This is a genomic window from Flavobacterium jejuense (assembly GCF_006491595.2).
Classification (GTDB): domain Bacteria; phylum Bacteroidota; class Bacteroidia; order Flavobacteriales; family Flavobacteriaceae; genus Flavobacterium; species Flavobacterium jejuense.
On the sequence record NZ_VEVQ02000003.1, the window covers coordinates 134,860 to 148,651 of the forward strand.

A 13,792-nucleotide genomic window follows, 5' to 3' on the forward strand; every position below is an offset into this window, starting at 1 on the left:
AACTTTATAATTTTAAAGAGACAACAATATAACTTATTCGTTATTTGTTGTCTTTTTTATTTTATTCTTATCTTTCTTATATATAGGTAGAAAATAACTTAGAGTATAATTAAATCCAGCTCCAAATTTACCATCGTAAGTTCTGTTAAAACCAGGAATATATAAATTATCAAAATTATCAGGTTTCTTATCCGAAACTAAATAGTTTAATCGTAAAGAAAAACCCATATAAAAATTATTAAACAACTTTGCTTTAATACCTCCTACTACTTCAACCCAACTAGCATTTAACCCATTGAACCTCTCATTTGAAGAAACTATATTTTCACCGTATAAATTAGTAGGATCATAGATTTTATATGAATTTAATTGCTGACTAAAAGAGCTCAACCCATATCTAAGTCCAATATGAATCATGTTTTCCATATCTAGCCAGTTCTCATAAGAATTAAAATCGAAACCAACTTTAAAATAAGTTCCTTTGGAAGTAAAATTAAATCGGTCATCATCAACCGTTTTCTCTTCATTTCCTAATTCACCTGCAGCATAAAACTTTTTAGTTAGACGATAAGCTCCTTCAACTTCAAGCCCTTTATAATTATCGTCGTAAAATGATTTCGCTAATCGATGTAAATCAATACCCACTCTGAGTCCGTATCGTTCTGGGTATTTTTTCTTAATAGTATCTTGTGCTTTTACTTGTAGCGAAAAGAAAACAACTATAAGACTAAAAATATATTTTAACATGTGTTTCATTTTCGTTATCGATTGATGTGTTTTCTACCGTTATACTTTGTATCCAATTATCTGAATCTGTTTGTAATTCAACTCCATTTACATCATTAAGAATAAAAGTAGTTTTATAACCACAAGCTCTAGATATATAAATATCTTTTCTCGTATAATTAAATGTTATTTGATCAGAATTATCATTCATATCATCTTCATCTGAACCATTTTGTATAAAATTCAATATTGTAACATCTTCAGATGTTTTTAATGGTGCAACAATTTTACTGACATTATTAAAAGATAATCCTTCTGTAAAACCTGGTGATATAATCCCTAGATTAGTCACGCTCTTAAGTACAGTAGGAGTATTATTATCATAAAACTCAATTACAACTCTAGGTGTTGTTGGAGTTGATTCTGCACATAAATCATCCTTCTCGCAGTTCCAAAAAGAAACAGAAAAAAGAACCATTAAAGCTATTACACTATATTTTTTCATTTGTCTCACACTTAATACAACAATTTATTACTTCTTTTCCAAAAGTACAACATTTTCTACATGATGCGTTTGTGGAAACATATCTACTGGTCTTACACGTATCACTTTGTACATTTCGTCAAGCAAAGCCAAGTCGCGTGCTTGTGTTGCAGAATTACAACTTACATACACTACTCTATTAGGAGCAATTTTCAAAATTTGGGCCACTACATCTTTATGCATTCCATCTCTAGGAGGATCTGTAATAATTACATCAGGATGACCGTGAGTTTTTATAAAATCATCATTGAAAACATTTTTCATATCTCCTACAAAGAACTCACAATTAGTAATATTATTACGTTTTGCATTTTCTTTCGCATCAGCTATAGCTTCTGGAACAGCTTCTACACCTATTACTTTTTTAGCTTGTTTGGACACAAATTGAGCAATTGTTCCTGTTCCTGTATATAAATCATACACTAATTCTTCACCAGTTAAACCAGCAAATTCTCTAGTAATTTTGTATAATTCGTAAGCCTGATCGGAATTGGTTTGGTAGAATGATTTTGCATTAATACTAAAATGCAAGCCTTCCATTTCTTCTAAAATATATTCTCTTCCTTTGAAAAGTTTAATCTCTTGATCATAAATAGTATCGTTCGGTTTACCATTAATGACATATAATAAAGATGTGATTTCAGGAAAACGTACTGCTAAGAAATTCAACAGTAATTCTCTTTGCGCCTTATCCTCTTTAAAAAACTGAATCAACACCATGATTTCTCCTGTGGAAGCGGTACGAATCATTAATGTCCGCAACAAACCTTCATGTGCTCTTGGATTAAAGAATTCCAATCCATTAGCGACAGCAAATTCTTTTACTTCATTCCGAATGGCATTAGAAGGGTCTTCTTGCAAATGGCATTTTTCGATATCTAAGATCTTATCCCACATTTTAGGAATATGAAACCCCAATGCATTTTTATGTTCGAATTCTTTTCCGCTTTTGATTTCCTCATCGGTCATCCAACGAGAATTTGAGAAACCGAATTCCATTTTATTACGGTAGAAGAACTGTTTTTCAGAGCCTAAGATAGGTTCGAATGCTGGCATTTCTATTTTACCAATTCGCTTTAAGTTATTATAAACTTCTTGATTTTTATAAAATAATTGCTTGTTATAGTCCATGTTTTGCCATTTACAACCACCACAAGCGCCAAAATGTTCGCAAACCACTTCTACTCTATCTTCTGAAAATTCATGAATTACAGTAGCTTTCCCTTCATAATATGCTTTTCTTTTTTTTACGGTTTGTACGTCTACTACATCTCCTGGAACCACATTAGGTATAAATATTACCTTACCATCTGGAGCTTTTGCTACCGATACGCCTTTTGCACCTGCATCAAGGACTTTTACGTTTTCGAATACGATTCGTTCTGTTCTCTTTCTTCCCATATCGCAAAAATAAAGTATTGATTAGATTTATAGATATAGTTTAAGAAAAAAATATCTTTTTTTATACTTTTTAGGAGCACACAAATAGCACTTCGATTGAAAAATGGTCCTGCTATCCACTATACCTTTGTTTTTTTCGCAAAGGATGCCGTTCCTATCAGGGCTAAAAATGACGTTTTCAATTTCTATACACCATTTCAGTAAGCATAAAACTAAAACGTGCAACTTTCTTTTCTATTAAAATTTTAACAATTTGAGAATAACCGTAAAAATATAGGAAAGGGTTTTTATATATTTGAGGAAATAAGTTTTTTTATGAAACCTGATATTATTCAACAAATAGAAAGTGAATTTGGTATTGAATTTAAAGAAAATTATAGTTTTTTTGCTTACGGAAAAAATGGGTTTATTTTAAATATTAAAAACGAAATAATTGCATTAAAAATTGATGAAGAAAGTGATTTAATTTTAAAAATTATAAGTTTTTTTATTAAAGAAAAGAATACTATTGAGGAACTCAGTTTCTCTAATGAGATTGATTTAACTTTTGCAAAAACTTTTAAAAATTTGCGAAAGCTAAAAGTAGAAATCAGTACTTCCGAAAATCTTCAAATTATATGTGAATTAGTTCAATTGAATGAACTATCCATTAATATTATTAAAGATATAGATCTTTCGCTATTAAAAAACTTAAAAGAGTTAACTCATTTGACAATTGGTCAACATGTTTCTAATATTATTTTTATAAAAAAATTAACAAAACTAAAATGGTTTATACTTCATCCTTCTAATTTAGAAGATTTATCACCAATTTCATTTTTAGATAAACTTGAAACGTTATGGATTGTGGGTGGAAAAGTTAAGAATATTCATGAAGTTGGAAAGCTGATAAATTTAAAAGGGTTAGTGGTTGATACTCTTTTGATTGATAACCCTAAATTTATTGGGAATTTAATTAATTTAGAAACACTTTGGTTAAAAATTAATGGTATTTCAAATATTTCGTTTTTAAAACATTTAAAAAAACTTAAAAACCTTGATATAAAGTCCAATCCAATTAATGATATATCAATTATAAGAGAATTAGATGAATTAGAATATTTAAGAATTAAACGAACAAAAGTTTCAAACATTTCCTCATTAAGATATTTAAATAAACTAAAAAATGCTGACCTTCAGGAAAATGAAATTTCAGACATTACTGATTTATTAAAAAATAAAAATATAAAATCTGTTAATTTAAAAGGAAATAAAAAAGTAGAAATAGATTATCCTAAAACCGTCTTAGATGCTGGATGGGAATCCATAAAACAATATTCTATTGACTCAAGAAAAAATATTCCTTTTAAAAATGTAAAAGTGCTTTTATTAGGAAATCCTAACATTGGAAAGTCTAATTTATTAGAGTTTTTTGAGACAAATCGAAAACCCATAAAGCGAGAAATAACTCATGGTGTAAGGTATAAAAATTTAAAAATAAAAGATATAAACTTCCACTTTTGGGATTTTGGAGGACAAGAATATTTTCATGCTACTCATAAACTCTTTTTTAGTCCAGAAGCTTTAAATTTAATATTATGGGGAGAAAATATTCCTAGAAATGATAATGAAATTGAGAATCTATTTTTTGATTTAAATTATTGGTTACGAACTGTTTAACAATTAAATAATCATTCAAAAAGGGAAGAAGTTTTTTTAATTGAAAACAAGATTGATTTAAACAATCCTCCTTATAAAGGAAAATATCTAAATCAAATGCAGTACAGTGAAAGTTTTAAAAGGCTAAATTTAAATTTTTCAAGTATTAGTTTATTTAAAATGAAAGGCCTTGAAGGTTTTAAAGAAAAGTTTTTTACAATTTCTGAAGATATTATTTCAAAATTTAATTATCCAGCATTTTATGAAGTTTTCTGGAAAAGAATACAAGAAAAAAACAAAGATTTTGTTACTATAGATGAAATAAATAATAGACCACACAAAGAGAATGTTATAGCAGCCTTAAAAGTTTTTCATAACATGGGAATGCTACTTTATTTTTCAGAAATAATTCCTAGTAAAGTATTTTGCAAACCACAAATTCTACTTAATTTGTTATATGAACAAGTTTTAAGTAAGAAAAAAAAGGATAGATTATCATTAGATGAAATAAGTAGAGCTACAGAGAAAAATACATTAGATTTAAAAATCGATGAAATAATAAAATTATTACTTTATTTTGATTTAGTCTTTGAAGTTAAAGAAGAAAAAAACACCTTCTTCATACCTCAATATTTAAATCCTATTGACCCATATATAATTGAATTTCAAGATAAAATTTTCAAGAATTGCAATGTTAAAATAATTGGAGACAACTATTTAATGAGCCTAGCAATGCTAAAAATATATTCTAGGTATGGTAACTATGTAAGTAAGGAAGATAATAGATATAGATTTTGGCAGAATGGAATAATCGTTAAGAAAGATGATTCTTTAGTAATGATTAAATATATTAGTGAAAAACAACAGATAGAGATATATCCAGAAAAGGATAGTGATAGTTTAAATCTTCAAAAAGAAATTGTGGATTATATTTTAGATCTACCTGAAAATGAGAATTTACCAAAAAGAAATTTTGAAAATCATAAGACCAAGAGATGGAGAGATGTTTTAAATTTTGATGATGAAGATTATTCACCCCACTTTTCTGAAAGAATTCAAGAATATGATGGTTATTTAGAGGAGTTTGAAAGTAGAGATTATAAAAAGAATATAGGTGGAATTCAGATTTTTTCTCTGTGTTTGTAAGTTTAGATGGTGATTATTTTTTAAATTGGGAGAATCTATATAAAAATCAGGAAATTGGTAGAGTTAAAACATTTGATGATAATCAAAATGAAAAAATAGAAGAAGTATCAAGTTTTAATAAATATATAAATAAAAAAAATAAAGTGAAAAAAGTCTTTGTAAGTTATAGTCATGTAGATAGTGCTTCAATGAAAGAACTATCAAAAATTTTAAAAGGTTTAGAAAGAAATGGTCAAATAGAAAAATGGACCGATTTAGAATTAGAAAGCGGAGTTGAAGTAAAAAAGGAAATTTTAACTAAACTAGAAGAAGCAGATATTGTAATATTATTAATTAGCCAAAGTTTTATTGCTTCAGATTTTATCTATGATAATGAATTACCTTTAGCCATGATGAAAAAAATTAATGGAAAAGGAGAAATCATTCCTGTATATTTAGAAGAATGTTCCATTTTCGATTTACAATTAGATATAAAAGATGAATCAGATAACAACACTAATATTAAAATGGGAAATTATTATTTTTCACCTCAAGATGAAAATAATAACTTAAAACCAATAAATGAATGGGGAGAATTTAAAAATAAAGCTTGGATGAAAATATATAATGAAATAAAAAAGAAATTATAAAATAATACCATCCCTATAGGGATTTTTATCTAAACTATATTTTTTATCAACCAATATTGAATCCCTAAAGGGATTGTTATCCATTAACAAACAACCAATATTACATCCCTAAAGGATTTTTTTTCATGACTTGAATTCACTAGCAACCGATAAGGGTTATTATTTGTTTATTGAAAATTAGCAACCCCTATTTCCCTCTTGAAAGATAGTTAGCTGGATTACACACAACAACAACAACAACAACAACAACAACAAACAATATACAATCCTTAAAAAGATTATCATTCTTAACTTTCTAGTTTTCCAATAATCCCTTTAGGGATGTAATATTGGTTGATAAAACAAAGCATCCTATCAAAATCCCTTTAGGGATGATATCCTTAGCAAAAAAAATTAATTCTTGTTGAAATGATATCTATAATTATACTATTTTAGAGTCATAAAAAAATAATATATGCCAAACACATACACTCAGATTCATTTACAATTTGTTTTTGCTGTAAAGTATCGAAAAGCGCAAATTTTATCATCTTATAAAGATGAATTATACAAGTACATTACAGGAATTATACAACATTATGACCATAAAGTATTAGCTATAAATGGAGTTGAAGATCATATTCATATTTTTATAGGCATGCGACCTACACAATCTGTTTCTGATCTTTTACAAGACATTAAAGGAAGTTCGTCAAAATGGATTAACGAAAATAATTTTCTAAAAACAAAGTTTGAATGGCAAAGTGGTTATGGAGCTTTTTCTTATTCGAAATCACATGTACAAAATGTTATTAATTATATTGCTAGACAAGAAACACACCATAAAAAAGAATCTTTTAAAGAAGAATATTTAGCATTTTTAAAAGTATTTGAGATAGATTATGATGAAAACTATATCTTTAAAGACTTAATATAAACAATACTAAAATATACCATCCCTAAAGGGATTTTAATTAATAATGAATACAATTTTCCACCAATATTAAATTTCCACCAATATTAAATCCCTAAAGGGATTAAAACAAAGTAATACTAACAGAGTAATAGCCATTATATAATGACTAAAAAAGTAAAAATCCCTTTAGGGATGATACGTCGATATGAGAGATAATAACAAGAAAACAAAATCCCTTTAGGAATGATACATCGTTATGAGAGATAATAACAACAAAATACAATCCCTTTAGGGATAACATATTGGTAAACACATAACTTATGCATACACACCTAGCACTACTTCGCGGCATCAACGTCTCGGGACATAATATGATAAAAATGGACGCTTTGAAAAAGGCATTAGAAAACATTGGCTACCAAAACGTGAGAACCTATATTCAATCAGGTAACGTTTTTATAGACACTGAAGAAGAAAACGGAGCTTCAGTTGGGTTTCAAATTAAACAAGAAATTTTTAAAGTCTTTGGACATGAAGTTCCAGTGATTGTTATTAACAAACAAGATCTAGAAGCTTGTTTTAAAAATAATTTGTTTTTAAAAGAGCCTGAATGCGATACAAAAAAACTATATGTGGCTTTTATTTCTAAAGAATTGGCTCCTGGAGCTATGAATGATTTAAAAATGAGTATGGTAAAACCAGATGAATGTCAGATTGACGGGAATCGAATCTTTATCAAATATGCTGTTGGTGCTGGAAAGACAAAGTTTGATCAAAAGTATATTGAAAAGAAATTGAATGTTACGGCAACGATTCGTAATTGGAATACTGTGACTAAATTATTAGAAATGTACAACTAAATACAATCTATTGATTTTCTGTTGCATTGGAATTTTTGATGGAATCTCTTGAAATTACAAACGTGATTTATAGCCCTGATAGCAGTGGCATCCTTTTCTTTTTTCTTTAAAAAAGAAAAAGATAGAACGAATAGCAGGTGTAGTTTTCTATCAAAGTACTGGTTTTGTGCTCCTAATAAGAATACTACTTTAACCAATAGTTATTTTTTATTTAAAAATTAGTTAAAAGAATCTTATCCATTTCTTTATGTGTGTAGATATGGCTAACTTTAAGCTATAATTAAAAACGAAAAACATGAAAAGAAATGCAACAGCCGTATGGAACGGTGCTATTAAAACAGGAAGCGGAAAAATATCAACTCAGAGTAAAACTTTAGACAACACACAATATTCTTTTAAAACTCGTTTTGAAGAAGGGGTTGGAACCAATCCAGAAGAATTAGTGGCAGCTGCACACTCAGGTTGTTTTACCATGCAATTATCAGCTTTCCTTAGTGAAGAAGGTCATACCATAGAAGAGATTCAAACCAAATGTGAAATTAATCTGGTAGAAGGAACAATAATTGGTTCACATTTAACGGTTGAAGCTAAAATTGACGGCATTTCAAATGATGAATTTCAAAAATTAGTTACAAAAGCAGAAGAAAATTGTCCTATTTCTAAATTATTCAATACTAAAATTACATCATCGGCTACTTTATCCTAATTACATTAGCCTAAAAAATAACCTCTTTCCTTTATTGATTAGAGATTGCTTTATTATTAAGAAACATTAGAAATAACGGCAAATTGAGTGTAAGTAAACTAAAATTTTTACATTTGTAATACGGATGATTTCTCTCCACTTTTAAGAAGGAATTGAAGATTAATAATCTAATAATATTATCATGTCAGTTTTACAAAAAATGAGCTCGGCAGAAGCTATTTCGCTCGAAGACAAATTCGGAGCCCACAATTACCATCCACTTCCTGTAGTTTTAAGCAAAGGTGTTGGTGTATTTGTTTGGGATGTTGAAGGAAAAAAATACTACGATTTCTTATCGGCTTATTCAGCTGTAAATCAAGGTCATTGTCATCCTAAAATTGTTGGTGCAATGATGGAACAAGCTCAAACATTAACTTTAACTTCTAGAGCCTTTTACAATGACAAATTAGGCGTTTATGAAAAGTATGTAACCGATTTTTTTGGGTTTGATAAAGTTCTACCTATGAATACAGGTGCTGAAGCGGTAGAAACGGCTTTAAAAATTTGTAGAAAATGGGCTTATGAGAAAAAAGGAATTCCTGAAAATGAAGCGCAAATAATTGTTTGTGAAAATAATTTTCATGGAAGAACTACTACTATCATTTCTTTTTCGAATGATGAAAATGCTCGTAAAAACTTTGGTCCTTATACTGCTGGTTTTATAAAAATTCCTTATGATGACATTGATGCTCTTGAAAAAGCAATTACCTCTTCTAAAAATATTGCAGGTTTTCTAGTAGAACCTATTCAAGGAGAAGCTGGAGTTTTTGTTCCAAGTGAAGGTTATTTAACAAAAGCAAAAGCATTGTGTGAAGCAAATAATGTTTTATTTATTGCTGATGAAGTTCAAACTGGTATTGCTAGAACAGGAAAAATGTTAGCTGTTCATCATGAAAATGTGCAACCTGATCTTTTAATTTTAGGAAAAGCATTATCTGGTGGTGCCTATCCAGTTTCTGCTGTTTTAGCTATGGATGCAGTGATGAATGTCATTAAACCTGGTCAACATGGTTCTACTTTTGGAGGGAATCCTGTTGCAGCTGCTGTTGCAATTGCAGCTTTAGAAGTTGTTAAAGAGGAGAAATTAGATGAAAATGCATCAGCTCTAGGTCAACTGTTTCGTGATGAATTAAACAAATATATTGCCACGAGTTCGATAGTAAGTTTAGTAAGAGGAAAAGGGTTGTTAAATGCTATTGTTATTAATGATAACGAAGAAAGCGAAACAGCATGGAATATTTGTGTTAAACTAGCTGAAAAAGGCTTATTAGCTAAACCCACACATGGAAACATTATTCGTTTTGCTCCACCATTAGTAATAACTGAATACCAATTGTTAGATTGTGTAGGAATCATTATTAATACATTGAGAGATTTTGAAAAATAAAAACAATGTAATTATTTATAAACGAAAGTCCAATCAGTAGATTGGACTTTTTATTTTGATAATATCTTAATTACTTTTTCTTGAAGAACAGGAACAATACTTTCTTCAAACCATTTATTTTTTTGAAGCCAAAATCTATTTCTAGGAGAAGGATGTGGCAATGGGAAATATTTAGGAAGATACGTTTCAAAATTACTAACTGTTTCTGTTAGAGTAGTTTTATTTTCTTCTTTCAAATAATATTTTTGAGCATATTGACCTATAAGTAGTATCAATTCTAATTTTGGCATTTGCATCAATAGTTTTTCATGCCAAAGTGGTGCACATTCTGGTCTAGGAGGTAAATCACCTGTTTTTCCTTTCCCAGGATAACAAAAACCCATAGGAACAATGGCTATTTTTGAAACATCATAGAATAAGTCATTAGAAATATTAAGCCATTTTCTAAGTTCGTTTCCACTTGGATCATTCCACGGTATTCCTGTTTGATGCACTTTAGTTCCTGGAGCTTGTCCTATAATTAAAATTTTAGCCGTTTTACTTGCTCTCACTACTGGATTAGGCCCTAGGGGTAAAAAGTCACTACAATGAGTACATTTTATTATTTCATCTAATAATTTTTTCATTTAAAAAAATCCATTATTATGGAATCGAAAATGATAAGTCTTCATATTTTTTAGAGACTATTGTCCAGTTAATACTGTCAAAAACATTTTCTAGATATTCCTTCCTATCATTTTGATAAGCTAAATAATAGGCATGTTCCCATAAGTCAACCCCTAATATAGGAGTTCCTTTAACTTTAGAGTTTAGCATTAATGGATTATCTTGGTTGTTTGTAGTAACAATTTTTAACTCTCCTACTTTAGTCACTACTAACCAAATCCATCCAGAACCAATATGATTATTAGCTTCTGCAATAAATTTACTTTTAAAAATTGAAAAAGAAACGAAATTAGTATTTATTGATTCTAACAATTTCTCATTTGGTTTCTTAGCTCCTTTAGGTGTAAGGATTTCAAAAAAAAGGGAATGATTATAATAGCCACCTGCACTATTCTTCAATTCTGGTTCAATATCTGAAACTTTAGTAAGTATATCTTCAATGGATTTATCTTGCCATTCTTTTTTATTAGCTATTTCTTTGTTTAAAGTATTTGTATATCCCAAATAATATTTAGAATAATGAAGCTCCATTGTTTTACCATCAATTGTAGACTTCAACGCATCATAAGGATAATTTAAAACGAACAGTTGAAAAGCACCTTTATTAGCCTTTACTTCTTTTGGGTTTCCATAAAGAACCGAAATTGGTTCTTCTGGTTCAGGAATTTGTACTTCTACTAAATCACTTTTATCCTTACAAGACGCAAACAAAATAAAAACAATAAAAAAAGAGTAAAGTTTCATTATATATTCCTTTCTCTCATGAGTTTATTAATAATATCTATATAGTTTTGCTTAGATTCATCTATAGTAAGGTGTTTCACTTGCATCCAAGCATTTAATTTAAATGCATTAATTAAATCCTGAGGATTTTGAGCATGAATATTAGATTTACCACTAGTTGCTTGTTTATACAAACCGTACAAAACTAATTGAACGTCTTGTGGAACGGACTCTTGAGGAATCAATTGTGCATTATCAAATGCTTCTTCAAATAAAGTATCTAAATCTTTATTACTCATTTACTTTTTACAAATAACTGTTTCTGCCCCTATTGCTTTTTCTCCTAGTTTTACGTTTACTTCTGTTCCTAGAGGTAAATAAATATCCACTCTAGATCCAAATTTAATAAAACCTGCATCTTTACCTTGTACAGCTCTCATTCCTTCTTTAGCATAATTTATAATTCTTCTAGCTAAGGCTCCAGCTATTTGTCTGTACATTACTTCTCCGTAAATACGGTTATTAATCACAACTGTAGTTCTCTCATTCTCTTCACTTGCTTTTGGATGCCAAGCTACTAAATACTTCCCAGGATGGTACTTACTATATTTCACCACTCCATTTAATGGATAACGAGTAACATGCACGTTTATAGGTGACATAAAAATAGAAACCATTAATCGCTTTTCTTTGAAATATTCTGGTTCATACACTTCTTCGATGACAACCACTTTACCATCAACTGGTGCTAAAATGTGATTATCACTATTATCAACTTCTCTCTTAGGATTTCTAAAAAATTGAAGAATTAATATTAAAAAAACTAATGCAAGAACAATTACACCAATTCTAATCCATTCAATAGAAATGTATTCTGATGCAAAAACAACAGCTACAACAATAGCTAGTGTTACTAAAATAATTTTGGCTCCTTCTTTATGAAACATAATATAAAATTAAATAAAACAAATTAATGAATGGCACTACAAATATAATACTATCTAATCGATCTAAGATACCACCATGCCCTGGCATAATATTTCCTGAATCTTTTATTCCAGCAACTCTTTTCAATTTAGATTCTATTAAATCTCCAAGAGTACTAAAAATACTAACTATTATTGCAATTATAATCCAAATGTATATATTTTTTGTCCCAATATAATATTTAGATAAAAGAACACTACAAATAATGGTAAAGAAAACACCTCCTATAAAACCTTCTATGGTTTTTTTGGGAGAAACACTTGGAAATAATTTTCTTTTTCCAAAATTTTTACCTACCAAATAAGCAAAAGTATCATTAGTCCATATTGAAATAAAGATCGTAATTAATATTTTTTCATTATATCTGTTGCCTTTTCCGATACAAATATAATTTGTTAAAATAAATGGAATGATAATATAACCAATTAAAAGAATATAACGAGTTCCTAGTTGAAATTTAGTTTTTTTAGCATTATAAAGATACAGCAATAATTTTACACCAATTAAAGTCGAAAAAACTGAAATTCCAGTCCAAAGATTAATGTTAACATCATTTTTATTCCACAAAAAATAATATGAAATTATAGCTATTGGAATAGTGATATAATAATTTAATGAAGCTAATTTACAAAATTCAAAAACAGCTATAACCAAAAATACTCCAAAAAGAATAGCTAGACTCTCTTTAGAATACAAAATGCAGCTTAATAATAGAATAATATAAACAGCACCTGAAATTGCTCTCTTTAATGTTTCATTCATATTAAAGATCTTCTAATAAAAGCAAATATAAATTTTTATGACTACTACCGTAGTGTAAAAAATCTTCTTCTTTTACTTTCTCGAAGTATTTTATTGTAGTAATATTTGTTGGATATTCTTTGTCATACTTATTTTTTATATGACGTAAGCCTTCACTTTTATTAGCAACTAATTGACTTGTTGTTGCTAAAACGACCATATTTGTAGGTAAATCTGCTGGTCTATACTGTTTTAATTGATTAGAAGAAAAGAGAACAGAACCTTCATCTGCAATTAAATTTTCGCAAGTAGAAAAATAAAACTTAGCTTCCTTAGAATTATTTTTATATACTAACTTGTTTTCTTCTAAAAAATGAAATAATTGTGTCTCATAGCAATTTACTTCGCTTTCAAACCAATCATTTTCTTCCAAAATATTAATAAAATTTTCTGAAACTTCGTTTAAATTTTCACAATATATAAATTTCCCACCATTTTTTTTAAAGTGGTGAGTAAACATTTCATCAATAGGCAGTTTAACTTCTGGTGCATAAGGACTTTTTTCATCATCTTTATTGCTTTTTGAAGCGTTACCAGAGTTTCCAAAAATTTTTCTAAAAAGACTCATGTATTTTTAGTGGGTAATTTATACTTGTGCGAACCAAAGATAAAAAAAAACTTAGTTCTATAAGGCTTATGAACTA

Annotated in this window: 16 protein-coding genes; 7 read left to right on the forward strand and 9 right to left on the reverse strand. The window is 28.6% G+C overall.

The features are described from left to right. Positions 1-33: 33 nt before the first annotated feature. From FIA58_RS05580 to rlmD, 3 genes are read right to left on the reverse strand one after another with little or no spacing between them, the layout of a single operon-like run. Complete coding sequence (locus tag FIA58_RS05580; RefSeq protein WP_140961002.1) at positions 34-747, reverse strand: DUF6048 family protein; 714 nt, start codon at positions 745-747, stop codon at positions 34-36. Then, positions 728-1,231, reverse strand: a complete 504-nt coding sequence (locus FIA58_RS05585) for a DUF6452 family protein (RefSeq protein ID WP_140961005.1) — start codon at positions 1,229-1,231, stop codon at positions 728-730. Before FIA58_RS05585 ends, FIA58_RS05580 begins: the two co-directional genes overlap by 20 nt. A gap of 27 nt (positions 1,232-1,258) precedes the next feature. Next, positions 1,259-2,671, reverse strand: a complete 1,413-nt coding sequence (gene rlmD / locus FIA58_RS05590; protein ID WP_140961008.1) for a 23S rRNA (uracil(1939)-C(5))-methyltransferase RlmD — start codon at positions 2,669-2,671, stop codon at positions 1,259-1,261. Positions 2,672-2,986: 315 nt separating this feature from the next. On the opposite strand from rlmD, the gene FIA58_RS05595 reads away from it, so the two are divergent. The 7 genes from FIA58_RS05595 to rocD all read left to right on the forward strand — a co-directional run bounded on the left by FIA58_RS05595 (position 2,987) and on the right by rocD (position 9,971). Further along, positions 2,987-4,330 (forward strand): leucine-rich repeat domain-containing protein, encoded by a 1,344-nt coding sequence (locus tag FIA58_RS05595; RefSeq protein WP_140961010.1) that lies wholly within the window; start codon positions 2,987-2,989, stop codon positions 4,328-4,330. A 159-nt stretch (positions 4,331-4,489) separates the two neighbouring features. Continuing rightward, positions 4,490-5,455: a COR domain-containing protein gene (locus FIA58_RS05600; RefSeq protein ID WP_165928858.1), complete on the forward strand. Its 966-nt coding sequence runs from the start codon at positions 4,490-4,492 to the stop codon at positions 5,453-5,455. Continuing rightward, complete coding sequence (locus FIA58_RS05605; protein ID WP_140961016.1) at positions 5,446-6,084, forward strand: toll/interleukin-1 receptor domain-containing protein; 639 nt, start codon at positions 5,446-5,448, stop codon at positions 6,082-6,084. Before FIA58_RS05600 ends, FIA58_RS05605 begins: the two co-directional genes overlap by 10 nt. A 454-nt stretch (positions 6,085-6,538) precedes the next feature. Continuing rightward, positions 6,539-7,000 carry an IS200/IS605 family transposase gene (gene tnpA, locus FIA58_RS05610; protein WP_140961019.1) on the forward strand — a complete coding sequence of 154 codons (462 nt, stop codon included), beginning with the start codon at positions 6,539-6,541 and terminating at the stop codon, positions 6,998-7,000. 299 nt (positions 7,001-7,299) lie between these two features. Beyond that, positions 7,300-7,839, forward strand: a complete 540-nt coding sequence (locus tag FIA58_RS05615; RefSeq protein WP_140961022.1) for a DUF1697 domain-containing protein — start codon at positions 7,300-7,302, stop codon at positions 7,837-7,839. A 295-nt stretch (positions 7,840-8,134) separates the two neighbouring features. Continuing rightward, on the forward strand, positions 8,135-8,545 hold the full coding sequence (locus FIA58_RS05620; protein ID WP_140961025.1) for an OsmC family protein: 411 nt from the start codon (positions 8,135-8,137) through the stop codon (positions 8,543-8,545). 181 nt (positions 8,546-8,726) lie between these two features. Then, positions 8,727-9,971 carry an ornithine--oxo-acid transaminase gene (gene rocD / locus FIA58_RS05625; RefSeq protein WP_140961027.1) on the forward strand — a complete coding sequence of 415 codons (1,245 nt, stop codon included), beginning with the start codon at positions 8,727-8,729 and terminating at the stop codon, positions 9,969-9,971. A gap of 50 nt (positions 9,972-10,021) precedes the next feature. Here rocD and FIA58_RS05630 read toward each other — a convergent pair whose 3' ends face one another. From FIA58_RS05630 to FIA58_RS05655, 6 genes are read right to left on the reverse strand one after another with little or no spacing between them, the layout of a single operon-like run. Beyond that, complete coding sequence (locus FIA58_RS05630) at positions 10,022-10,597, reverse strand: uracil-DNA glycosylase family protein (protein ID WP_140961029.1); 576 nt, start codon at positions 10,595-10,597, stop codon at positions 10,022-10,024. Between the two features lie 16 nt (positions 10,598-10,613). Continuing rightward, on the reverse strand, positions 10,614-11,381 hold the full coding sequence (locus FIA58_RS05635; RefSeq protein ID WP_140961031.1) for a superoxide dismutase: 768 nt from the start codon (positions 11,379-11,381) through the stop codon (positions 10,614-10,616). Next, positions 11,381-11,659, reverse strand: coding sequence for an acyl-CoA-binding protein (locus tag FIA58_RS05640; protein ID WP_140961034.1), 279 nt, complete (start codon positions 11,657-11,659; stop codon positions 11,381-11,383). The genes FIA58_RS05635 and FIA58_RS05640 overlap by 1 nt, the downstream gene beginning before the upstream one ends. Beyond that, positions 11,660-12,307, reverse strand: coding sequence for a phosphatidylserine decarboxylase family protein (locus FIA58_RS05645; protein WP_140961036.1), 648 nt, complete (start codon positions 12,305-12,307; stop codon positions 11,660-11,662). Then, positions 12,297-13,109 carry a phosphatidate cytidylyltransferase gene (locus tag FIA58_RS05650; RefSeq protein WP_140961038.1) on the reverse strand — a complete coding sequence of 271 codons (813 nt, stop codon included), beginning with the start codon at positions 13,107-13,109 and terminating at the stop codon, positions 12,297-12,299. The genes FIA58_RS05645 and FIA58_RS05650 overlap by 11 nt, the downstream gene beginning before the upstream one ends. A gap of 1 nt (position 13,110) precedes the next feature. Continuing rightward, positions 13,111-13,716, reverse strand: a complete 606-nt coding sequence (locus FIA58_RS05655) for an LUD domain-containing protein (RefSeq protein ID WP_140961040.1) — start codon at positions 13,714-13,716, stop codon at positions 13,111-13,113. Positions 13,717-13,792: the final 76 nt, after the last annotated feature.